At 46.6% G+C, this 24,489-nt stretch carries 16 protein-coding genes, 1 tRNA gene and 1 pseudogene; 14 read left to right on the top strand and 4 right to left on the bottom strand.

Features of this window, described 5'->3' with window-relative positions; genetic code table 11:
• Positions 1 to 314: 314 nt before the first annotated feature.
• From C0Q44_RS14085 to C0Q44_RS14045, 8 genes are all read left to right on the top strand, one after another.
• Positions 315 to 731 carry a hypothetical protein gene (locus tag C0Q44_RS14085; RefSeq protein WP_017689649.1) on the top strand — a complete coding sequence of 139 codons (417 nt, stop codon included), beginning with the start codon at positions 315 to 317 and terminating at the stop codon, positions 729 to 731.
• A 443-nt stretch (positions 732 to 1,174) separates the two neighbouring features.
• Positions 1,175 to 2,278, top strand: coding sequence for an ATP-binding protein (locus C0Q44_RS14075; protein WP_105407949.1), 1,104 nt, complete (start codon positions 1,175 to 1,177; stop codon positions 2,276 to 2,278).
• A 128-nt stretch (positions 2,279 to 2,406) separates the two neighbouring features.
• Entirely contained in the window at positions 2,407 to 3,372 is a 966-nt protein-coding gene (locus C0Q44_RS14070; protein WP_105407948.1) for an AAA family ATPase, read from the top strand.
• A 4-nt stretch (positions 3,373 to 3,376) separates the two neighbouring features.
• Positions 3,377 to 4,492, top strand: coding sequence for a DUF58 domain-containing protein (locus tag C0Q44_RS14065; protein WP_105407947.1), 1,116 nt, complete (start codon positions 3,377 to 3,379; stop codon positions 4,490 to 4,492).
• The gene (locus tag C0Q44_RS14060; RefSeq protein WP_105407946.1) at positions 4,489 to 5,802 is read left to right on the top strand and encodes a DUF4129 domain-containing protein; all 1,314 of its coding nucleotides are present in this window, start codon (positions 4,489 to 4,491) and stop codon (positions 5,800 to 5,802) included. Before C0Q44_RS14065 ends, C0Q44_RS14060 begins: the two co-directional genes overlap by 4 nt.
• An 83-nt stretch (positions 5,803 to 5,885) precedes the next feature.
• The gene (locus tag C0Q44_RS14055) at positions 5,886 to 6,842 is read left to right on the top strand and encodes an aldolase catalytic domain-containing protein (RefSeq protein ID WP_105407945.1); all 957 of its coding nucleotides are present in this window, start codon (positions 5,886 to 5,888) and stop codon (positions 6,840 to 6,842) included.
• A 287-nt stretch (positions 6,843 to 7,129) separates the two neighbouring features.
• Complete coding sequence (locus C0Q44_RS14050; protein WP_105407944.1) at positions 7,130 to 9,256, top strand: bifunctional diguanylate cyclase/phosphodiesterase; 2,127 nt, start codon at positions 7,130 to 7,132, stop codon at positions 9,254 to 9,256.
• Between the two features lie 168 nt (positions 9,257 to 9,424).
• Positions 9,425 to 9,495 (top strand) — tRNA-Gly (locus tag C0Q44_RS14045).
• A gap of 96 nt (positions 9,496 to 9,591) precedes the next feature.
• Here the strand turns inward: C0Q44_RS14045 and C0Q44_RS14040 are convergent.
• A complete protein-coding gene (locus tag C0Q44_RS14040) occupies positions 9,592 to 9,969 on the bottom strand; it encodes a tyrosine-type recombinase/integrase (protein WP_258166311.1) in 378 nt (125 codons plus the stop codon).
• Positions 9,970 to 10,134: 165 nt separating this feature from the next.
• Between C0Q44_RS14040 and C0Q44_RS14035 the strand changes: the two are divergent.
• Positions 10,135 to 10,326: pseudogene (locus C0Q44_RS14035) on the top strand (phage holin family protein); the annotation flags it as partial.
• Between the two features lie 199 nt (positions 10,327 to 10,525).
• On the opposite strand, the gene C0Q44_RS14030 reads toward C0Q44_RS14035, so the two are convergent.
• The gene (locus C0Q44_RS14030; RefSeq protein ID WP_105407942.1) at positions 10,526 to 10,867 is read right to left on the bottom strand and encodes a hypothetical protein; all 342 of its coding nucleotides are present in this window, start codon (positions 10,865 to 10,867) and stop codon (positions 10,526 to 10,528) included.
• 1,223 nt (positions 10,868 to 12,090) lie between these two features.
• On the opposite strand from C0Q44_RS14030, the gene abc-f reads away from it, so the two are divergent.
• The 4 genes from abc-f to C0Q44_RS14010 all read left to right on the top strand — a co-directional run bounded on the left by abc-f (position 12,091) and on the right by C0Q44_RS14010 (position 20,840).
• On the top strand, positions 12,091 to 13,983 hold the full coding sequence (abc-f, locus tag C0Q44_RS14025; protein ID WP_105407941.1) for a ribosomal protection-like ABC-F family protein: 1,893 nt from the start codon (positions 12,091 to 12,093) through the stop codon (positions 13,981 to 13,983).
• Between the two features lie 413 nt (positions 13,984 to 14,396).
• On the top strand, positions 14,397 to 15,431 hold the full coding sequence (gene pheS, locus C0Q44_RS14020; RefSeq protein WP_105407940.1) for a phenylalanine--tRNA ligase subunit alpha: 1,035 nt from the start codon (positions 14,397 to 14,399) through the stop codon (positions 15,429 to 15,431).
• A gap of 108 nt (positions 15,432 to 15,539) precedes the next feature.
• Positions 15,540 to 17,993, top strand: a complete 2,454-nt coding sequence (gene pheT, locus C0Q44_RS14015) for a phenylalanine--tRNA ligase subunit beta (protein WP_105407939.1) — start codon at positions 15,540 to 15,542, stop codon at positions 17,991 to 17,993.
• A gap of 138 nt (positions 17,994 to 18,131) precedes the next feature.
• Positions 18,132 to 20,840: a hypothetical protein gene (locus C0Q44_RS14010; RefSeq protein ID WP_105407938.1), complete on the top strand. Its 2,709-nt coding sequence runs from the start codon at positions 18,132 to 18,134 to the stop codon at positions 20,838 to 20,840.
• 104 nt (positions 20,841 to 20,944) lie between these two features.
• On the opposite strand, the gene C0Q44_RS14005 is transcribed toward C0Q44_RS14010, so the two are convergent.
• Together C0Q44_RS14005 and C0Q44_RS14000 are read right to left on the bottom strand one after the other, a co-directional pair.
• Positions 20,945 to 21,331, bottom strand: coding sequence for a cupredoxin domain-containing protein (locus C0Q44_RS14005; protein WP_105407937.1), 387 nt, complete (start codon positions 21,329 to 21,331; stop codon positions 20,945 to 20,947).
• A gap of 218 nt (positions 21,332 to 21,549) precedes the next feature.
• On the bottom strand, positions 21,550 to 21,909 hold the full coding sequence (locus C0Q44_RS14000; protein ID WP_105407936.1) for a phage holin family protein: 360 nt from the start codon (positions 21,907 to 21,909) through the stop codon (positions 21,550 to 21,552).
• 187 nt (positions 21,910 to 22,096) lie between these two features.
• On the opposite strand from C0Q44_RS14000, the gene C0Q44_RS13995 reads away from it, so the two are divergent.
• Positions 22,097 to 24,463 carry an endonuclease MutS2 gene (locus tag C0Q44_RS13995; RefSeq protein ID WP_105407935.1) on the top strand — a complete coding sequence of 789 codons (2,367 nt, stop codon included), beginning with the start codon at positions 22,097 to 22,099 and terminating at the stop codon, positions 24,461 to 24,463.
• The last annotated feature ends 26 nt before the right edge of the window (positions 24,464 to 24,489 follow it).

Below are 24,489 nucleotides of genomic sequence, written 5' to 3'. Positions count from 1 at the left end.
CCCGGGATTGAGGGCTTTTTGCACCCTTTTTCCAGAATGTATACTCAAACTGAATGAAAAGTGTTTAAAAAGGCATATAAACGTGTTAATGATGTAATAGAAGAAAGTCTTCTTTTTATCTGTCGAAAGAGGAATTGATGGCCTCCAAGGCGAATAGGGTATGGAAACCCGGTAAATATTCCGGTACTCTGCATTTATAATCTGTACATGAATGTGATACACTGATGGAACTATTCCTTTATGGAAGTGCTTGAAGTGTACGGGATTGCATGTAACCCAAAAATCCCGGCACGTTATAAGGAGGGTGAACAAAAATGAGTTACTGTTGTGGGGCAAGTATGGTAGGAACAAAGGGCACGCTGAAGCATTACCGCACCCAGGTTCATAATGTTCCCCTGCTGTTTTGCCCGGTCTGTCACCGGGTTGAGGTTCATTACAAAGTGGAGAATGAATATGAAATCCTCGCTGAATATGCGCATGGAGACGGTGCATCCGAGATCGATTTTCAAGATTATGTAACTGAAGATGAGGATGCGATTTTCGAAAACTGTGTAAACCGTGAGAGTGAAGATGCCATGGTTATTGTGCAGCGCCAGATTGATATGGCTCTGGATTTGCTACGGCTTGCCAAAGAAACAAAAGACGAGAAGTGGGAAAGTGAACTTAAACGTCGATTAGCTGTGATGAGTCAGCGTAGACTGAAGATTCAGCATAATAAGACCGGACTATAGATGATCTCGGACATTGCACAGGCACAGATGATACAAACGAAGCTGATTTGCCCGTTGGGTGAAAAGGCTTCGTTTTTGTGTTTTTATTCTGGAACTAATTCGAGGTTTTTCTTAAAAAAATTTCCATTCGACACTTTCTCCGATTGACTCTCTTCTATAAACTTGTCTATGATAAAAACAGACTTGCAAAGAGGCGGAGCAAAAAGTGTTCGTGTTTGGGAATAGGAGAATGTCGGAATGGAACAAACGTATATGATTTTCCGGATCAACTGTTGGTTACCGGGAATAGACCAGCTGGGTTCCGGACATGCCATCCATATTTTCGGCTCAGCCCCCAACGAAAGGGCACCGGTAATGAATAATAAAATCGGCCCTTCCTGTTTCTGTGATGATATGATGTCCGATGGCAAGTTTATCATTTACGTGAAAAGGAGGAACCTGACATGATTAGTGAATTTCAGGATACAGTGCCTCAACCAACGGATGGACTTCCGCCTGTACATCTGGATAACAACAAGTATGAGAACGTGCTGGAACATCTGGATAGCGGTATTATGTTGTTTGACAGTCACGGTGTATTGACGTTTATTAACGTTCAGATGGCAAAATTGTTGGAGCTTCCCAGAAGTCTGTTGAGCGGCTGCACCCTGATGCAAATGCTGCATCATCCACAGATGAGCCGATTCAAGAAAAAGAAGATTTTACGTATCTATCGGGAAACCATTTTTCACCGTAAGCGCTATCATGAGTTGATTGATGAATACGGAAGGCATTGGCTGATTACGGTGACGTATGGTGATCAGATGGATGGTGACTTCTTGTTCAGTGTCAAGGATGTATCGGATTATAAACAGATTGAACAGACCGCTTATCAAAATGACAAACTCGCGATGCTGGGGCGGATTTCAGCATCTATTGCTCATGAGATCCGTAATCCATTAACCGCAATCCGCGGGTTCATCCAGTTGCTTCGGCCCCATTTGCTACAGCTTGGTAAAGATGAGTATGCTCGAATCATTCTGACGGAGATTGATCGAGCGAATGACATCATCTATGAATTTTTGAATTCTTCGAAACCGTCAGCTCCTCAGAAGACCGTGATATCTGTCGACTCTTTGCTCAAAGAGGTGGTCTTGCTGACAGAAAGCGAAGGTTTGATGAAGGGGTGCGAGATTACGCTGGATGAAGGGGATGCCCCACTGAACGTGTCCATCGATGTCAAACAGATTAAGCAGGTTATTTTGAATATGGTGAAAAACGCAATGGATGCGATTGAAGAAGTCGGTGAAGAACATACGGGTCTGATTCGAATATCTACCACTACGGAAAATAAGTTTGTGCAGATCTCCATCGCCGATAACGGTTACGGTATGGACCATAACACGCTTGTGCGTCTATTTGATCCATTCTTCACGACAAAGGAGAGTGGAACGGGGCTAGGACTTTCGGTGAGTTACCGGATCATCAAGAACCATGGAGGTACCATCTCGGTGGATAGCAAAAAGGGTGAAGGCACGCGATTTATGATTATGCTTCCCTTGGTGTAACGACAGGAGTGGCGAGAAGAGGAATCGGCGTGTAGGCCGATTCCTTTTGTTTTTTATTAGGGCAATTAGGGTTATAGTTAAAATGAATGCGAATACATAAGTTCAGCTAACGGAAGGATGGGAATACAATGGATATCCAAGGGATGGAACGAATGAACCAACAATTGATGGATCACGTGGGAAAAGTGATTGTGGGAAAAGAGCATGCCATAGAGCTGATCATGACAGCGATCATAGCGTCAGGACATGTGCTGCTGGAGGATGTGCCGGGTACAGGGAAAACGATGCTTGCCAAATCGGTCGCCTCTTCATTGGACTGCACCTTCCAGCGTATACAGTTTACACCGGACTTGCTGCCATCTGATTTGACTGGTATTCATTTCTTCAATCAAAAAGAAGGGGATTTTGAATTCAGACCGGGACCCTTGTTCGCCAATCTTGTTCTGGCCGATGAGATTAACCGGGCTACACCGCGTACCCAGTCCAGTTTGCTGGAGTGCATGGAAGAGCGCCAGATTAGTATCGACGGCTCAACAAGACAGCTGGAACGGCCATTTATCGTCATAGCGACCCAGAACCCCGTAGATAATCAAGGAACTTTTCCGCTACCTGAGGCACAGATGGATCGCTTTATGATGAAAATTCGCATGGGGTATCCGAGTAGTGAAGAGAGTGTTGAGATTTTGAGACGTACGGTAGCCAGCCGCTCTGTTAACGATCTGTCAGCAATGATCAGCCGTGAGGAACTGCTAAAGGCACAGGATACGTATAAAACAGTGCAAATCAACGAAGATCTGCTACGATATATCATTCAGTTAACCGAAGCAACAAGGCAACATCCGGAGCTATCGCTTGGCGTAAGCCCACGAGGGGCTCAGGCGTTGCTCAAGGCAAGTCAGGCCTGGGCTTCACTGCATGGCAGAGATTTTGTTCTGCCGGATGATATTAAAATTCTGGCAGAACCTGTGCTTGCCCATCGTCTTGTATTCCGTAACCGGGTAAGACAACAAGAAGGTTTGGCGGAGCGCATCATTCAGGAGCTTCTGAACCAGACGGAAGTGCCAACGGAGAATCTCGTCACAGGCGGGCGCTAGTCTTATGGCATTATTATGGCTTGTCTTTGTTGGAATCATTGTCGTTGGCATACACGGTGTATGGTTCGGACGACCTGCACTGCGAAAGCTCAATTACAACAGGCAGTTTAGCAAACTGCGTTGTCACGCTGGGGATGAAATTGAGATGTTGGAGACGATATCGAATGAAAAACGAGTCTCTGTTCCCTGGCTCAGACTTGAAGCGATGATGCCTGTGTCGTTTGTATTTCGTTCCGGTTTGGGTATGGATATTAGCCAAGGGGAGATCTATCAGAATCATAAGAGCATTTTCACATTGAAACCGTTTACTCGTATTACGCGCAAGCATCCGTTTATATGTACCCAGCGTGGAGTCTATACACTGAATACAGCAACCATGACAGGCGGCGATCTCTTTGGTGTGTGGCGATCCACCATGCCAATCCCTCTACAGATGTCCATGATTGTGTATCCCTCATTAGTGAATACAGAGGATATGCCAGCCATCTACCAAGTATGGCAGGGGGAAGTGGAGGTATCCCGATGGATCGTCGAAGACCCTTTCCTGATTCTTGGCGTTCGGCCGTATGGTGCAGGTGACCCTATGAATCGTATTCACTGGAAGGCCAGTGCTCGTACAGGTGAATTACAAGTTTATAAGCAGGGCTGGACAGCAGACCCACAATCCTTGATTGTGGTCAATATCCAGGAATCCGCAGATATGTGGAGTGTAGTTACACGGCCCGAAACGATTGAACGCGCACTCCGTTACGCCGCCACGGCCGCAGTGGATGCTATCGGTAGAGGGTTACCGGCAGGTTTCGCCCATAATGGTTATCATGTGGGTGGAGGTCGTGATCCACTTCGAATGGAGCCGGATTACGGCAGTCCGCATCTGGAGATGTTATTGGAGGCGATGGCGGAGACCGAGTTAAAATGCATGGTGCCCATGGAGCAATTCCTGAGTGATGAAGTGAGTCGTAACGAAGAAGCGCAGCAAGTTCGCAGCTATCTTTTGATTACGTCCTATGTGTCGGCGGCCATGGAGCATGAAATCGCGCGTTTGCATGAGCAAGGACACCGTGTGACCATTCTCCCGGTAGAGCGTGTGAATAGTGATTCTAAGGCGGTGGGTGCATGAGTGAAAAGAATACTGCAAAGTTCAAATGGTCGATATCCATGCTGACGATACCACTAATTGGAGTGTATCTTTTTCCATTGCTGGCTCTTACTTCGCTCTACGCGATGCAACATGTACCCTATACGCTGCTCATCCAATTTATTGTAGTAGGTTGGTTGGGTCAATGGATTCAGCATAAGATTCCTGGGTTTGGTGATAAGAGCGTATTTATTCGAGGTGTGACAGCAGTTGTTGTGGGTGTCATCTTCGGGATGGTTATCAAAATAGGTTTCATTCTCCCGTTGCCAGATATACTTACGATAAGTGTATGGGGAGTAATATCAGCTTACGTGGGTGTGACCTTCCAACCCATCTTTCGTTCCGTTATGCTATGGCGCTTGCAGATTTTTGGGGTCATCAGCGCGATCCTGCTCAGTATGGCTACCCGCCAAATTGAATTTATGCAATCTTTGCTATCTTATGCCGGGCCTGTATATATTGCGGGAGTTATCAGTTTTGTCGCCTGGATCGTTGGTCAATACAGTGTACAGCTGGACCGGGCAATATTGAATGATGGCAAACGAAGGGTCGTACTGCGGGACTTTGCACGGGCGAATCATCAACGATTGATGTGGATGCTTATTTTGATCGCAGGGATCGGTGCCTTTCCAAGCCTTGCTGCCTGGTTGGGTCCTTTACGTGATCGTTTGCTTGCATGGATCAGGGGGTTGTTTGGTACAGGTCCCAATCAGGAGCCACCCCTTTCACCTACAATGCCCAATGAACCAATGGTAATGCCTGATGAAATGAAGGAACCGCCATCGGAGCCTTCCATCATCTGGAATATTCTCGGATGGGTTGTTATGGGTGCTGTAGCAGTAGTGATCCTCTGGTTATTACTAAGGTTGGGTCAAAAGGTGATGAACAGACTTATGGATCAATTCAAAGGAATGCTGCAACCAGGTGAAAAGAAGTCAGAACCACGGACGGAGTACATGGATATCAGCGAGACGCTTGAGGTACCGACCAAAGTCCGGAAGCCTTGGTTTCGGAAGAAAGAAGGACCGCCTGTACAGGATGCTGAACGTGTTAGATATTACTATCGGACTTGGATCGACAAGGCTGCCCACCGAGGAGCGGAAATACAGGGGGCGCACACTCCGCTGGAGGCTGCTAAGACGATTGTTCAGCACAGTCCGAAGCAAGATGAAGAAGAGTTGTCTGTAAGACTGCCTGATGTGTACAATGTTGTGCGATATGGCAAGAAAGTCCCGAATGAACCGGATATGGTTGAGATTGACCGGATTTGGAAATCTTATCGAAGTAAATAAGCCCAGAATCCCTTTACTTTTCTTGTCACGTTCAAGTATCATGAGAGGAATACACAAGTTGGTCAGAAAAGGAGCAGACATTAATGAAAACGAATCATTGTAAAATTGTAGATTGTACGATCCGTGATGGCGGATTGGTGAATAATTGGGACTTTAGCGTGGATTTTGTTCAACAGCTATATGCTGGATTGAATGAAGCTGGCGTTGATTATATGGAAATTGGATATAAAAACTCTCCTAAGTTGCTAAAAGGCGCTGAGGAAGCGGGACCATGGCGTTTCCTGAACGATGATTTTCTGCGTAAAGTCATTCCTCAAAAAGGTAATACCAAATTGTCTGCACTGGTTGACGTTGGACGTGTGGACGAGAATGACATCTTGCCACGCAGCGAGAGTATGCTGGATCTGATCCGGGTTGCCTGTTACAGCAAGGATGTAGACAAGGCGCTTGCTTTGGTTCAAACGTTCCATGATCGTGGTTATGAAACGACAATTAATATCATGGCACTCTCCAATGTTATGGAGAATGAATTACTGGAAGCTTTTGAATTGATCAATGAAAGCTCAGTGGATGTAGTCTACATTGTAGATTCCTACGGTAGCCTGGATCATAATGATGTGAAATACCTGGTAGAGAAGTTTAAGACCCACTTGCCTAACAAACGTCTGGGCGTTCACACACATAATAACATGCAGCTGGCGTTCTCTAACACATTGGTAGCGGCGGAACTTGGTGTTGAACTCCTTGATGCTTCTGTGTATGGTATGGGACGTGCGGCAGGTAACTGCCCAACAGAATTGCTTGTAGCTCATCTGAAAGGTACGAAATACAATCTGCGTCCAGTACTTGGCGTGTTGGAACAGTTGATGGTTCCGCTCAGAGAAAAAGAAGAATGGGGCTACATTCTGCCATATATGATCACAGGTACGTTGGACGAGCATCCGCGTTCGGCGATGGCACTTCGTTCCTCGGAAGACAAAGATAAAGTTGTTGATTTCTATGATAAACTAACAACACCAGAAGTGAATTTCGACAAATAAAATAGTCTGAAATACAGTTGCAAACTACGAAAACATGGACTCTAACTGGAGATCCATGTTTTTTTAGTTCTTAATGCCTTGTTTGTCTTTATATTTATGAATAAATATTCCTAGGAGTAACTATTTTTTAGTTCACGTATACGGAATTAAATGTTATTATGTACCAGATAGCATGTGCAGGCATGTGAATTGAACGTTGGTAGATAATTATTTTGTCGAATTGTGTAGCGTGATTAGTAAGTTTGGTTAATGTATTTCAGGATAGGTCCCGGGAAGGAAAACACGGCATGAAGGTTAATCTGCAAGATCAGAGAAAAATAGGTTGGGTCGCTGTATGCGGCTTATTGTGTTTCCTCGCAAGTCAATGGTATCGTTCTTCTTCAAGCTCTGATCTGAATATATCAGGTTACCCGGTTTTGACACTCTTGGCTGGATTCGCGGCGGTTGCTGCGTGTATCGGCATTTATAATCAAAGCTGGTTGTTTCGTACACAGAAACTAACCCTTCGCAGGATGTTATTAACAACACTCTTTTTGTTGATTGGTCTGTTTGAACTGGTTCATATCGTTTCATTTGCAGAAGAGATTCCAAACGGAGCGATGATGGAATCCGAGTTCTCCTTGATCATGTCAACGATGGCATCTTTGGTATGTTCAGTGGGTTTACTGCTCGTATATACCATAAATGATAAAGAAATTGTATTACCACGCAAATTCTTGCTGTTTAGTGGGACCTTGGGTACCTTTGTTGTTCTGTATGCAATATCTATTCAGGATTGGAACATGATGCCTAATATGCTTGAGGGTGAGGTACTCGGCTTCATCTTCACCCGGGTTCATTTTATGATCGGATTGCTGTATGGCATTACCGCAGTTATTTTGTTTGTGCAGTGGAGAAAAACCAAAGATGGCGACTTGCCATCTATTCTGTGTGGAATTCTATGTTTCTTCTATGGCCAATGTTATTTTATATCTGCTACAGGGGTGAACGATCTCAATCTGTTGTTAGGATTGCTGATTAACTGCATAGCCTATTATTTTATTCAAAAAGGGTTGTACACGTCCGTGGTGGATACGCCTTTCCTGCAACAGCAGGTCGCTGAAGCCAAGATGAACTATATTGCTCATCATGAAGATGTGACAGGGCTTCCGAACCGTCGTCGCTTATCTCAGCGGTTGAAGATCATAATGGATGATGCCGTGGTGCAGGAACAGCTTGTTGGTGTGCTCGTTCTGAATATTAACCGGTTCAAGACCATTAATGATTCGTTAGGACAGCAGGCAGCCAATCGGGTTCTGCGTCAGGTAGGTCAACGACTGAGACATTCTTCACTTCCAGGAGAAGAGGTATTCGGCTTGGGGAGAGATGAGTTTGCCTTGACGATGACAGACTTCGGTACAACAGATATCGCATTACGGCGAACCAGATCGATTCTGCAGCTTTTTGAGAAACCGGTTCTGGTTGACGGCAATGAGTATCATCTTACGATTGGAATCGGCGTGGCGATTTTCCCGCATGATGGAGAGTCCCCACAGGAGATTATTCAGAATGCAGATACGGCTCTGCATAACGCCAAAGAACAGGGCATGGAATTGAATCGTTATGTCCATGCGATGCAGATGAAAGCCCAAGAGCGTTTGCAACTGGAGAACGATCTGCGCAAGGCTTTGGATCGCGGTCAATTCTACCTGGTCTATCAGCCACAGGTTAATCTGCAAAGTGGGTTGATTGTTGGCATGGAAGCACTGGTACGCTGGCAGCATCCACAGAGAGGTTTGGTATCTCCGGCGGAGTTCATTCCTTTGGCAGAAGAGAGCGGGCTAATTGTGCCGCTTGGCGAATGGGTCCTGCGTGAGGCGTGCGCCCAGAACAAGTTGTGGCAGCAAGCCGGTTATCGCAAACTGTGTGTTTCGGTGAATCTGTCCATGAGGCAGTTCAGACATTCCCATCTATTGGAGAATATCAATGACATTCTCAAGGAGACGGGACTTGAGCCGGTATGGCTTGAACTGGAGATCACGGAGAGTATGACATTTGACAAAGACCGGGCATTCGAGCAGTTGCGTAAAATCAAAGAAATCGGTGTGCACATCAGTATTGATGATTTTGGAACGGGATACAGCTCGTTGCATTATCTGAAGGATTTGCCGATTGATCGGCTCAAGATTGATCGTTCTTTCGTTAATGAGGTTATGGAGGATAGTAATAATGCGGCGATCGTATCCACGATTACTTCAATGGCACATCATTTGCAATTGAAGGTGACTGCTGAGGGAGTAGAGAACGAAGAGCAAATGGTGTTTCTTCGCAATCAGCATTGTCATGAGGCACAAGGCTATTTTTTCAGTAAACCCATTGAAGCGGCTGATTTTGAGATTCGGTTTTTGAGAGATGTGGACAAACCTGCTGGATAGAAAGCAGCAGGGACGCGCGAGCGCTCCTGCTTTTTTATAGGGAAGTGTAAAGAAATAATTGGTAAATATGACTTGCAAGCCATGGAGGATCATGGTATATTAGTTTTTGTAAAATCACTGTTAAATTTCGATGGAACTTAACAGGACGTTGTCTGAATTATCATTTATGCGGGTGTAGTTCAATGGTAGAACTTTAGCCTTCCAAGCTAATAGCGTGGGTTCGATTCCCATCACCCGCTTTATAAGTTGTAACACCTTAAACCCTTGCCCTACAAGGGTTTTTTGTTTGTCTATAATTCGACATACGACTAGACTATTTTTGTTCATGGGGCAGGTCATGGGGCAATTCTCAATTTTTTAGGATCAAACACCTCTAAACGGTCCGCGGCGTCTCTGGAGATCATCTCAGACTTATGTGTGTAGATATCGGCTGTGGTTCCGATCTTAGTGTGCCGTAATCGTTCCTGCATGGTCTTGAGATCCGCACCACTTTCTCTGAGCAGCATGGCTGCCGTGTGCCGCAAGCCATGTAGTTTGATATGTGGAATGCCCTTCTTCTGCAAAAACTTCCTCCAGGTGCTTGTGGGGGTCGTAGGGAAGTACATGACACCTTTCCCGCCATGGAATACATATGATTTGTTCTCTCCAGCCCAATCTTTGCATTGGAATTTCTCTTTCTTCCATATTCGTTCGTATACCTTGAGCTGAGCCATGTAACACTTTGGCATAGCTAAGGCTAAAAGGATAGCGCATTCCAAAGATGGGTACGAGACGTTGGAAGAATCCTTGTTAAAGAAAAAATGTTGACAAGTATTAGCTGATTTTTATGCCCTCTGAAATGGTCAGAGGGCTTTTCATATTGATTATAGGGGAGAACATTGGAGACAGTAGGTAAATGGATATTGGACAGGGGTAGTGGTGCGGCATCGTACTTATTCGGGGGATGGTCTGGTGTACTGGGAACGTTGTTGGTATTTTTTATTTTTGATTACCTTACAGGAGTCGCAGCGGCTGGATATGTTGGGGGATTAAAGAGCAAAATCGGCCTTATCGGGATTGCACGTAAGGTGACTGCATAGATGATAATATAGGTAGCTATGATTTTTGGAGGTTGCTAGTTATTAGCTATCGTAATGAAAGAATAGGAAAAACCAGTTCGATTTAAAATAGGCACTGTCAGAAGTCCCTCCGACAGTGCCTATTATTTTAGTGCACCCGGCATGGGTGCACTAAAATAACCCACCTGGTTTGTCTTTGTTCGTTGATAAACTAATAGCTAACATGGAACTTGAAAAGTATTGTATAAGTACCGTGGTTTGCACTTACAACTGTAAGCCCAGGTTGAATAGGAGTAACTAAAAAGTCAGGGCCAATATCACAAGCGCCATCGCTATAGATTACATCATAAGTGTAGCCGCTGTACCATTGGCCAGGTTGGCCTACTTTTAGGTAAATGTCATACTCAAAAAAATTATGAGATGCTATCACCTGGGAAGTTTCCGAAGGTGAAGATTTAGGTGTTGAAATAGTGGCATCAGCAGCGAAGGACGTGGATCCAATTGAAAAACATGCAGATACAGCTAATAATCCAGCGAGTAATTTCTTTTTCATATAATCTACTCTCCCTTTTATTATTTTATCCCGATCGGTAAATTTAGTATATCTTATATGGTAAATATAAACAATAATTAAAAATTAAAGTATATTTATTGTACAATTGGTTTTTGTGAATAAGAAAACTAGCTAACCTTTTGGTCAGCTAGTTTACGTCCTACTTTTATCAGCAGAATATGATTTTACCTATCGACTCAGTTTGTGTAGGCAAGAAAATGTTTCATGCAATCTGTAATTGTCATTAACTCCGATGCCACTATCAGGCCCCTTTAATTCTTTTTTTCGTCTCTCTACTATTATATGCTCGCATCTATTCAAAAAATCATGAAACTTCTCAGGGTACTGCTCTTCGAAATCTTTGATTTCTAATAACTCTCCATTACCCAAGACTTTCTCTGATACAATTCTAAGTTTTTTCCATCTTGTTTCATCAATATCGTCCTCCTAATGTTAAATTTATCACCAACTCTATAGAATCGAATACAAATCTATTTAAACTTGTTTCTACTATATAAAAGGGACAATCATGGGGCGGTTGATTGTTCAATCAACAATTGTACATGCTATTCATGACTGCCGTTATTCAGGCTGAACGCTTGTAAATCTCCCTTTTGGCTGTGCGAGACCATCGCAGAATAGGGTGAGAATCAGCCTTTCAAGCTAATAGCGTGGGTTCGATTCCCATCACCCGCTTACCTAAGCATTACCGAAAGCCCTTGCGATGCAGGGGCTTTTTCTTTTTGTCTTAGAAAGGGAAAAGTAAACTCGGATGTGTTGCGGGTATAGCCGGGGCTGGAGATAATGATTTGAACGTAATTATAATCAAATTCGCATCCTAACCTTTGCTTTTATAGATTGATCTGGTACAATAGTTGAGAAATTGATACTACATATGAATGAGAGGTAACCATACGTCCCATGAAGTAAGACACATGAATTAAACCCCAGTTAACTGCAGATCGGTGTTATAACGCAGTCAGCCAAAGAAGCGGCTGAGCAATGAGGGGATCCGTGTGTCCAAATTCAGGAATGGGATCAGGTATGGAACGTGCAGGCCTTTTTTGGTTGCATCTACCCTGTGTTAAGGGTTTCTTTATTCATGCCGTAGCTTACCCTAAATCTGTCTTTGAATGCTTGATCCAACCTTAAATTGCCAAACCGCCGGCTGATGCCAGCGGTTTTTTTGTTCAGCAAAAAGGATGCAGGAAGGATGAGGCCTCATGACGACATTGGTACGCTTACATGAAGTATCAAAAGATTGGAACGGTAATGAATTGTTTGCAGGATTGAATCTGGAGATTAACGAAGGCGAGCGTCTCGCCATTCTGGGTCGCAACGGATGTGGCAAGACGACATTGTTGCATATCATTCTGGGCGAAGAGCATGGTGGTGGACGGATTGAACGTCATATTCCACAACAGGAATGGGGGTTTATGCGCCAGCGCTCGGAGATTGAGACGGGGATGAATGTACTGGATGCAGTGCGACTGGAGAGCGGTCGAATCTATGAAGTGAAACGGGATCTGGAAGAACTGGAGCAACGCTTGAGCATCAGCAGTACGGCCGATGAACAGCTGCTTGCGCTTTATACACAAGTGATGGAGCAATATGAACAGTTGAACGGCTATATGTGGGAGACTGAGGTAGAGAAGGTACTGACACGCCTTGGATTATCTGAGGAGCATTGGAACAGACCTTATCATTCCTTGAGTGGTGGGCAAAAAACAAAGGCCCGCTTGGCGGGTCTACTCGTTAGTAAACCCAAATTCCTGATTTTGGATGAACCGACGAATCACCTGGATGAAGAGAGCATGCGCTGGCTTGAAGCGTGGTTATCCTCGTACGAAGGTACGCTGTTATTTGTATCTCATGACCGGACCTTTATTGATCAGGTGGCAACGGGAGTCATCGAGTTCAGCCCGGATGTCTTGACCAAATATAAGGGGGGCTACACCGATTATAAAGGCCACAAGGAACGGGAACTGCGTGAACAGGAGGCAACCTACCGCAGACAGGAACTGGAGCGGAAGGCACTGGAAGAGACGATTCGCAATTATCAGCTGTGGTTCCATAAAGCACATAATTCAGCGACCGATGTGGAGGCGAAGATCACCCAGAGCTTCTACAAGGCCAAAGCCAACAAGAATATTTCACGTTACCATGCCAAGCAAAAACAGCTGGAACGATTGGAACAAGAGCGGGTGAATAAACCTCGTGAAGCTGCAAAGTTGAACATGGAACTACAGATGAATACACTGGCTGCACGCCAGCTTCTTGCACTGGAAGAGGTTTCTTTCTCGTATACCGGTAACGAGTCATTGCTTCGCGACCTTCGAATCTCGGTTGAACGCGGAGACCGTCTAGCCATAAGAGGCCCTAATGGAACGGGGAAAACGACACTGTTGAAGTTGATGATTGGTGAGCTGGAACCTTCGCAAGGCCAGATAACCCGCCATCCCCAGCTGAAGATCGGTTATTTTTCACAAGAGCTGGAGGGCTTGCCAGAAAGTCAGACGCTTCTGGACAGCTTGCTCAGCCTGCCATCCATGACACAAAGCGCTGCCCGTACGATTCTGGGATGCTTTTTATTTTCAAGGGATGATGTGTTCAAGCGTATTGGAAATCTGAGTATGGGAGAGAAATGCCGGGTCGCATTCTTGCGGCTGTACTTCGGCGGAGCCAATCTTCTCGTACTGGATGAACCGACCAACTATTTGGATATTGACACACAGGAAGTGATGGAAGGTGTACTGAAGCAGGCATCCGGTGCTTTGGTACTGGTGTCTCATGACCGGATGCTGACCAAGTCACTGGCGAATCGCTTATGCGATCTGGAGCCAGGCGGCACAGCAACTCTGTTCGAAGGAGGAGTTCAAGATTGGGAACAGTCCCGAAAACTTAGGGATCTGGCACTAATGACACGGGATTCCGATGACGAACGACTGCGATTGGAGATGCGATTATCCGAGCTTCTGTCTCCTGTTAGCAATGCGGGAAAAGATAGTCTGACAGGTTCTGAGCATACGGATGAACGGGAAACTGAAGCGGCGGAGATTCGGGAAATCCAGAAGCGCCTGAGACAACTGAAGGATAACGGTGCAAGCCTAAATTAGAACATGGACGGCTTGCTATTTCGATCTATTTTGCATATAATATGAACGATCATCGATCATTACATCGATATAGGTATGACTTAAAAGCAAACGTGATGATGGAGACAAGTAAGCAGTGCCTCTGGACAGGGAGGAAACGCCATAGATTGAGAGCGTTTCTATAGAACCAGGCTGCCGAAATTCACTCCGAAGCGGTTCCCTGAACCTCTTTGTGTGTAGGCACAGAGATAGCAGTAGGGGCAAACGGTTAACGGTCGTTATTCCGTACAAAGTGAGACAGAACAAGTTGCAGGCCGGAAGGGCCGTGCAGCAATGGATGTCTAACAAGGGTGGTACCACGGTCTTTTCGTCCCTTCAGGGGAGAGAAGGCCTTTTTTTGTTGCAAAAACACCACAAAAAGGGGGCAATTACACATGAAAGAACGTTTAGAGGCACTGAAGATCGAAGCACTGGAGCAGTTGTCTGGTGTGAATGATCCGCAGACGCTTAGTGATCTGCGTGTGAAGTATTTGGGGAAAAAGGGTGCTTTGACTGAAATTTTGCGTGGCATGGGTGCGCTTAGTGCGGAGGAACGTCCAGTTATTGGTCAAGTAGCCAATGATGTACGTGGTGCCATTGAGGAAGTCATCGACAGCAAGCAGGAGCAGTTCCAGAAGGAAGAGACGGCAAAGCGTCTGCAATCCGAGAAAATTGATGTGACCCTGCCAGGACGTCGTGGACGTCAAGGCGGACTGCACCCACTGACCAAAGTGGTACAAGAAATCGAAGATATTTTCATCGGTATGGGATATCGTGTTGCGGAAGGTCCTGAAGTGGAAATGGATTATTACAACTTTGAAGCACTGAATCTGCCTAAGAATCACCCGGCGCGTGATATGCAGGATTCCTTCTATGTTACTGAAGATCTGCTGATGCGTACTCATACGTCACCAGTTCAGGTACGGACCATGCAGAGTATGAAAGGCGAAGTGCCTGTCAAAGTGATTTGTCCGGGTAAAGTGTACCGTCGCGATGACGACGATGCAACGCATTCTTTCCAGTTCAACCAGGTTGAAGGATTGGTCATCAGCGAGAATATTCGGATGAGTGATCTGAAAGGAACTTTGCTGCAATTCGTACGCGAAATGTTCGGTTCCCACACGGAAATTCGTCTGCGTCCAAGCTTCTTCCCGTTCACGGAGCCAAGTGCGGAAGTGGATGTAACTTGTGTACAATGCGGCGGCAGCGGCTGTAGAGTATGTAAGCAAACAGGCTGGCTTGAAATTCTCGGCGGCGGTATGGTTCACCCGAAAGTGCTTGAAATGGGTGGATATGACCCTGAGAAGTACAGTGGATTCGCATTCGGGATGGGTGTAGAGCGTATCGCGATGCTGAAGTATGGTGTTGATGATATCCGTCACTTCTACAACAGCGATCTGACCTTCCTGAAGCAATTCGGACGGCTTTAATTTTGACGATTGACGATAGTAACTGATCAAGCCATGACCTATGTTATATCATTCGTTCGGGTGCTTGAGCGGCAACACTAAATATATAGATTAAGGAAGTGAACGTCCATGAGAGTATCGACAGATTGGCTGTCTGATTATATTTCCCTTGAAGGTGTGACGCCACAGGAATTGGCTGAGAAAATCACCCGCGCGGGAGTCGAGATTGATGTAGTGGAAAACCGCAACAAGGGTGTGAATAAAGTTGTTGTAGGTTATGTGAAAAGCAAGGAAAAACACCCGGATGCTGACAAACTCAATGTATGTATCATTGATGCCGGTCAGGAAGAGGATCTGCAGATCGTGTGTGGCGCGAAAAATGTGGACGCAGGGCAAAAGGTAGTTGTAGCCCTGGTTGGCGCGAAGCTTCCAGGTGGATTGGATATCAAAAAAGCCAAGCTGCGCGGTGTGGTATCCCTCGGCATGATCTGTTCCGCCAAAGAGCTGGGCATGAATGATAAATTGCTGCCAAAAGATCAGCAGGAAGGTATTCTCGTGCTGCCAGAGCAGACAGAGGTTGGCACGCCAATCAGTCAGGTTCTTGGTCTCGACGATCATGTACTTGAACTGGACCTGACACCGAACCGTTCCGACTGTCTCAGCATGCGTGGTGCGGCTTATGAAGTCGGTGCTATCCTGGGTCGTGAAGTGAAGCTGCCGAATCCCAAAGATCAACTGGTTGAAGTTGGAGATGCGGCTTCGAATTATATCTCTGTGGAGATTCAGGCACACGAGCAATGCAGCCACTATGCAGCTCGTTATGTAAAAGGGATCAAACTCGGGGCTTCCCCGCTGTGGATGCAAAACCGACTGATGGCTGCAAGTGTTCGTCCAATCAACAATATTGTTGATATTACGAACTATGTGATGCTGGAATATGGTCAACCGCTGCACGCATTTGATGCGGATAAGCTGGAAAAAGGCCATATTGAAGTGCGGATGGCTAATGAAGGTGAAACAATCGTGACGCTGGATGGTCAAGAGCGGAAGCTGGAGCCGCACATGTTGCTCATTACGGATGGCGTGAAACCGGTAGCCATCGCTGGGGTTATGGGTGGCGAGAATTCTGAGGTATCGGAAGGAACCGTGAATCTGTTACTGGAGTCCGCCAAGTTTGACGGCGGAACGGTTCGAAAAACGTCGCGCCAACTGGGGCTGCGTTCCGAAGCAAGCATGCGTTTTGAGAAAGAAGTGGACCCGGGTGCGGTCATTACAGCTTTGGATCGTGCCGCTGAATTGATTCAGCGTTATGCTGAAGGGGAAGTGCACCAGGGAATCGTGGAAGCTGGAGCTGAAGCTGCGGAGAAACGTGTGATTCAATTGTCGCTGGAGCGACTGAATCGTTATCTGGGAACGGATCTGTCGTTGCTTGAGGTGAAAACGATCTTCGCTCGCTTGCACTTCTCATGTGGTGATGCTGAACAGGGATTGCTGGATGTGGAAGTGCCGACCCGCCGAGGTGATATAACGCTGGATGTGGACCTGTTTGAAGAGGTTGCCCGTCTTTATGGATATGACAACATTCCAACGACATGGATCGAAGGACCAACGACTCCGGGTGCATATACACGCTCTCAAGCAATGCGCCGCACGATCCGTGGGTTGATGTCAGGCAGTGGCTGGCAGGAAATGATCAGCTATTCCTTTGTACATCCGGATAAAGTGGCTCTGTTCCCGGCATTGACACAAGGCAGCAAGGCTGTGAAGCTTGCGATGCCTATGAGTGAGGATCGCAGTGTGCTGCGTACGAGTGTTCTGCCGCAAATGCTGGATGCAGCCGTGTATAACATGAACCGTAAACAGGATTCACTGGCTGTATTCGAAGTGGGTAATGTATTCTTCACGGAAGAGGATCAGTTGACGAAGCAACCTCATGAGATTCCAGTATTGAGCCTTCTGCTCACCGGCAACCGTGCAACCCAGCAATGGAATGTGGGAGCAGAGAAAGTGGACTTCTTCGACCTGAAAGGTGCACTTGAGAATCTGTTCGCCTATGTGGGTCTGAATCAACGCATTCGCTGGGTAGCGAACAGCCCGGAAGGATTCCATCCGGGACGATCTGCATCTGTATATTTGGATGGAAAAGATGGCGGTGAAGGCAAATTGATCGGTACGCTGGGTCAACTGCATCCCGAATTGCAACAGCAATATGATCTGAATGATGTGTACATCGCAGAAATTGCTCTCGAATCAATCTACAGTGAAGCTGATGCTGACATTCGTTACCGTGAACTTCCGCGTTTCCCGGCGGTTGAACGTGATATTGCGGTTGTTGTGAGCGAGGATATTGAAGCAGGAGACATGCTGCGCACCATTCGTGAATCTGCGGGTGAATTGCTGCAAACCGTACAGGTATTCGATATATTCACAGGCAGCAAATTGGGTGAAAATAAGAAGAGTGTAGCGATGGCACTGGTATATCGGAATCGCGAACGTACACTGACCGATGAGGAAGTTACTGAAGTTCATGCCCGTGTAGTGGCTCGTCTGGAAGAGCAATTTGGAGCGGAATTGCGTAAATAGAACAGAAGATCATTTTTTGAACAAAGAATAGCAGGAATTGTTTGAAGTCACATCGAATCCTTAGCAGTAGAGGACCGATGTGACTTTTTTGTCATTACAGCTTAGAATCAACATACAGACTTGAAGGAGGGCACAACTGTGACTACACCTGATCGTACACGCGTCACCGTAGAGATCTACGGGACTTCCTATAAACTCGTCGGCAGCAGTGCCGACTATATGAAACAAGTAGCTAATCTGGTAGATGATCGTATGAGCGCCATCTCCAAGCAAAATTCCCGTCTGGATACACCGCGGATTGCGGTACTGGCGGCTGTACATATGGCTGAGCAGTCTCTTCAGACTCAGGAAATTCGGAATGAACTGAAGATGATTACTGGAGAACGTACAGAACTAAGAAACGAATTGAATCGGTTAACCGCCATACAAAGTGAACATCAACAAGAATTGGAACGTCGTGATCAAGCTCTTGCAGCGTTGCAAAAAGGGAAGCTTGAAGCTGAACAGGCTTTGCAAAAGGCCGAAACGCACAACCAAGCAGAACTAGCCAAGCTGAATAAGCAGTTGGAACAAGAGCGAGTCAAGGCAGCAGAGCAGGTGCAAAAATTGCAGGCTCAAGCGGCGGCACAACTCAAGGAAGCAGAAGCCAAGGGAATGAGGCAACTGAAAGAGCTGGAAGAAAAAGCGTCTAACCAGCTTAAAGGAGCACAAACCCAGGCTGCGACACAACTTAAAGAAGTTCAGACCCGTGCTGCAGCTGAACTCCAGCAAGTACAGGCCAAAGCTGCTGCGCAATACAAGGAATTGCAGGACAAGACTGCAGCTCAATTGAAAGAAGCGGAGAGTCGTGCCGTTGCAGAACGTCGTACAATTGAAGCTCAAGCTGCGCAGCAGGTTCAGACAGCTAAGGAAGAAGCGGAATCTGCGATTCTGACTGAATTGGAGCAGGCAGAGACCCAACTGAAGAAAACGCAAGAAGAAGCGGAACTCCGATATAACAAACTTCAGCAACAGATGGAGCTACGTCTTCAGCAGGCTGAAGAAAAAGCGCTGGAACAGACACAGGCTCTGACAGAACAGGTAAACCAGGAACGTATTGCCTTGCAGGAACAAGAGGAGCAGAAACGGCTGGCTCAGATGAATCAGTTGAATGCGGAGTTCAAGGCTTTATCCGAGCAGTCAGAACTCGAATGGATGGAGAAAGAAGCCGACTACGAGGAACAATTGCAGCAAGTGAAGGAAGCTGCAGCATCGCAGGCAACAGAAGCCGCATCGGCAGCTGAAGCCTTGCTGCAAGAAGAGCGGGGCAAGATCAAGCAACAGCTAGATGAAGAACGAGCACAGGCAGAGATCCGTCTGACGGAGGTTGAAGAACATCTGAGAGATGTTCGGGGTCAACTCCAACATGCACAGGAAGTGGTTGCTGAGCAAGAACAGTTGCTTCAGACGGAGCGCAGTCAACTCGAAACATTACGCCAAGAACAGGGTGTACGTATACAGGAGAAGGAAGCTCAGGCTCGCCGGATCGCTGAACTTCAGCAGCAACTGGGACAATTGAAAGAGCACAGTACTGAGCTTCAGGAGCAACTTCGTGAGACGGAGCAGGCTCTCCAGCAATCGCGTGAAGCACAGCAGCAATGGCAGCAACAGTATAACGAGACGGTGGAGCGTGAAGCCTCTCTTACTGCTCAAGTGCGCAAGCTTCAGGAGCAACATTCGCAGCTTGAACAAGAGATTCAACAGCTTCAGGCGACAGAAACGAAATCGGAAGAAGAACAACGCAGACTTCATAAAGTGCTGGAACAGGCTCATGCTGCAGTTCGTACATTGCAAAATGAGATCAGCACACTTACGGAGAGTGAGCACTCCTGGAAAAACCTTTCGGAGCAGCGTTTGGCTGAAATAGGTGACTTGGAGAATCAGATTCTCGAAGCTGTCGAGCAGAATGAAACGCTTGAGTCTGGTGTACAATCCCTTCATGACGAGTTGTCGGTGGTTAAGGAAGAGTCCCGTCGCTACAATGAAGAGGCTGTTCATTATGAGAAAACAGCAGAACTTCTGGAAGAGAAACGTCACCAGCTTGAAGATGAGTTGAATGTCGTTCGGGAAGAACTGAACCGGCTTCAGGATACTTATAAGCAAATCCGTAATGATTACAGTGATGCATTACAGCGGGAAGAGAACTACATCTCCACGCTGGATGAACTGAATTCGGAGAAGCAAGAGATCGCGAGTGCGCTTGAAGAAGCACGACAATCTGCAGAGAAACTTTCAGAGCGCTACACGGAGCAGGCGAGTCAGTTAGCCCGGACCGAGGAAGAAGCGTTAGAGTGGCAGATCAAGCATGAAGAACTGTCAGTCAGACAGGGCGAGTTATCATCCAGTCTGGAGCAGATGAACAGACGCGAAGAAGAACTCCGTTCCAGAGTTGAACAGGCAGAGCAGAACGACCAGGTGTGGCAACGTCGCGCAGATGAATGGGCTGCTCAAGAGCAATCTTGGCAGGAACGCTGGGCTGCACTTGAGAATGAACTGACGGTATGGCAGAGAGAAAGTGCCGCAAGTAGCGAGATGCTGGAGGGATTGGAGCAAGAGCGACAGCAACTGGACAAGCTACGTGCAGAGGCGATCGAAGAGAAGCAAACGATGGAACATGATTTGCTTGAAATGGGAGAACGTTACGAACTCGCGGCTAATCAATTGCGTCTGTTGCAGGTTGAACGTGAAATGGAACAGGAAAAGGCAGAGCAACTGAACACGGATTATCGTCAGTTGCATGATGAATATACGAAATTGCAGACGGAATATAACGAATGGATTGAACTGATTGAGCAGGACCAGACCTAGTGGAATGTTCCTGTCGGATCAGGTGCTAATCAGCACACTCTTGCACAATTTGTTATACTAAAAGAAAGAGCTCCCGTCACTACGGGGGCTCCTTGTCTTGAATGCTATTCTTCAACGATAATTTTGGAGATCATGCTGCTATGACCCGAACCGCAGAAGACCGAACAGGACATTTCAAATACACCGACTTTGTCCGGGGTAATGACTTTGGAATTCTTCTGAGTGTCGAGCTGAAGATTAAGCTCAGGCACAAGCATGCCGTGATTTCCGTTTACATTTTCATAGACAATGTTAACCGGGACACCTTTTTTAAGATGGTACTCGGGTTGATCGAATTCGTAGTTGCTTGCCTTGATAACCAGTTCTTCGCTGGCTTTAACTCCAGCATCGGACCCGTTGCTGTCAGAGTCTGCGGATTGATTCGTACCTCCGCATGCAGCGAGGACCAGGATTAACATACAAGCGACCAGCCATGATATGCCTTTCTTCATCATATGCCTCCTTAAGCGTGGTATGGATAAAATTTGAATGATTGCTCAAGTCATCATACCGCACTATGTGGATGCCTGTACACGCTGCATATGTCGTTTTTTTGAAAATTGTACGTATCGGTGGAAAGATCGGGCTAACCGAATGAAAAAAACCTCTTCAGGCACAGGCCTTCAGAGGTTTAGGTGAACACATTGGAGAGGGCAAGGAGAGTCGGAGATCAGCTTTTGGAGCTTCTTCCAGCGTCAAAAGGAGTGGCTACAGGAATGAAGAGATCGATAATCCCGATAACCAGTGCGGCCAGAATGGCACCGAGCAGGCTGACTTCAACATGATCAACAACATATTGACCAAGCCAAATCACGAGTGCGCTAACGATAAATCCGACAATACCGCGACCAAACGGGTTGACCCTTTTGCCGAAGATACCTTCCACGATCCAGCCGATTAGGGCAATGACAAGAGCAAGCAACAGCGCGCTCCAGAAGCCACCAACGGCGAATCCGGGAACGATCCAGCTGACCACCATTAATACAATTGCGGCGATGATAAATCGCACGACATGTCCCAGGAAATTCATGGTGTTTACCTCCTTATATTCGGATTGAATTGAGCAGGACAACTCCATGTGCATGGAGAGGTTGCACAATCCTGACACCTGTAGTTTGTGGTGCTATGGTTGAAGTTATGTGTGGAAGGATTCGTTAAATAGCGCAAGAAAGTTTCTTTCGTTATAATACAGATATAGTTTGGAAGGAGTTGTACACTTGGACACGAAGATTTTACACACCCTGGAATATCGCAAAATTTTAAATACATTGCTTAGCTTTGCTCAGACGACGATGGGCAAGAAGAAAGCGGAGCAACTCGAACCGATTAGTGAACTAGAAGAAGTGAAGCGTTTGCTCCAGCAGACCGACGAAGCATTTACATTTGATCGCCTGAAGGGCTCACCTTCTTTTGGAGGAATTGTAGATATCACGGCTTCCATCAAACGTGCTGAAATCGGAGGAACACTTAATCCTCATGAACTTCTGGGCATATCGAATACCACTTTTGCTGCACGGCGATTGAAACGCCAGATTGACACGCTACATGAAGACGAGACCATCGAATCCTTGTTCTATATTAGTGATCAACTGTCAGAACAGAAGACGCTCGAGGATGCGATTCGAATCTGTATTGACGATAATGCTGAAGTTGCAGACAGCGCAAGCATAACGCTGGCGCAGATTCGTCGTGAATTGCGTGGCGGAGAAGCGCGGATTCGCGAGAAACTGGATTCCATGATTCGATCCTCTACCGTATCCAAGATGTTGCAGGATCAGCTCGTTACCATTAGAGGAGACCGTTTTGTTATCCCGGTCAAATCAGAATATCGTTCGTACTTCGGCGGGATCGTACATGATCAATCCGGTTCGGGTGCGACTTTGTTCATTGAGCCGGAATCCATTGTCGCAATGAACAACAAGTTGCGCGAGACCCGGATACGGGAAGAACGCGAGATCGAAGTTATTTTGCAAAAATTGACGGCACTTGTCAGTGAACAGGGAGAATGGCTTCTGTATGATGTCGACTTGCTAGGCTCCCTTGATTTTATCTTTGCCAAAGCACGTCTGGCTCGTGAGTTGAAAGCAACATTACCCCGCATGAATGACCGCGGATTCCTCAAGCTCAAAAAAGGACGGCATCCACTGATTCCGATCGAAAATGTGGTCCCAATTGATATTGAGCTGGGCAATGATTACACATCCATAATCGTGACTGGTCCGAATACGGGTGGTAAGACGGTTACGCTCAAAACGATTGGATTACTAAGCTTGATGGCGATGTCGGGTTTATTCGTTCCGGCAGAAGATGGCAGTCAGCTATGTGTATTTGATGCGATCTATGCAGATATTGGCGACGAGCAGAGTATCGAGCAGAATCTGAGTACCTTCTCCAGTCACATGACGAACATTATTCGAATCCTGAAAAATATGACTCCAAAAAGCCTGATATTACTGGATGAACTCGGAGCAGGGACAGACCCGGCTGAAGGCTCTGCCCTGGCGATCTCCATGCTGGAACATATGCACCGAACGGGATGTCGTATGGTCGCAACAACCCATTTCAGTGAACTGAAAGCATACGCATATGAGCGCAAAGGCGTCATTAATGCCAGTATGGAATTTGACATCAATACGCTGAGCCCGACATATCGTCTTCTGGTTGGTGTACCTGGACGGAGTAATGCATTTGCCATTGCAGAACGGCTGGGATTGCCGCGTTACATTCTTGACTACGCCCGTGGCGAAGTGAAGGAAGAGGATCAACGGATCGAGCACATGATTGCGTCTCTTGAAGAGAATCGACTTACGGCCGAACAAGAGCGTGAGAAGGCGGAGAGTCTTCGCCAAGATATGGAGAAATTACGTAGTCGTCATCAGACCGAATTGGACAAGCTGGAACAGCAGCGTGATCGTCGGATTGAAAAAGCGGAAGAAGATGCACGGAGCATTGTGGACAAGGCTCGCGCAGAGGCAGAGAAGATTATAACCGATCTCCGTCAGTTGGCTATGGAAGAAGGTGCTTCCGTGAAGGAGCACAAACTCATTGCCGCCCGCAAGCAGCTGGATGAAGCCGAACCGGAAAGACGCAAGAAGACAGTCAAGAAGACGGCAACAGCACCAAAGACTCGTGCTATCGGTCCTGGTGATGAAGTACTCGTCTATAGTTTGAATCAAAAAGGGCATGTTGTGGAGTTGTCTGGTAGCAAAGACGCCATGGTGCAATTGGGGATTATGAAAATGAAAGTATCCCTGGATGACCTGGAACTGAAGCAATCTGCTTCCACAGACAAGCCTAAGCAAAAACCGGTAACGGGCATGAAACGCACGCGTGATGACAATGTGAAGAGCGAGCTGGATCTGCGCGGAACGAACCTGGAAGAGGCTCTAATGGAGACAGATCGTTTCATTGATGAAGCTTTCCTCGCCAACCTGGGCCAAGTTTATATTATTCATGGTAAAGGTACAGGAATTTTGCGTTCCGGTATTCAGGATTACCTGCGCAAGCATAAACATATTAAGAGTTACCGGCTGGGCAATTACGGAGAAGGCGGGAACGGTGTGACCGTCGCAGAATTGGAATAGCCGAACCATGAATCAATGATATTCTG

This window comes from Paenibacillus sp. PCH8 (genome assembly GCF_002968835.1).
GTDB lineage: Bacteria > Bacillota > Bacilli > Paenibacillales > Paenibacillaceae > Paenibacillus.
Note: the sequence above shows the minus strand (reverse complement) of the source record. Positions and strands in the feature narration are given on the sequence as shown.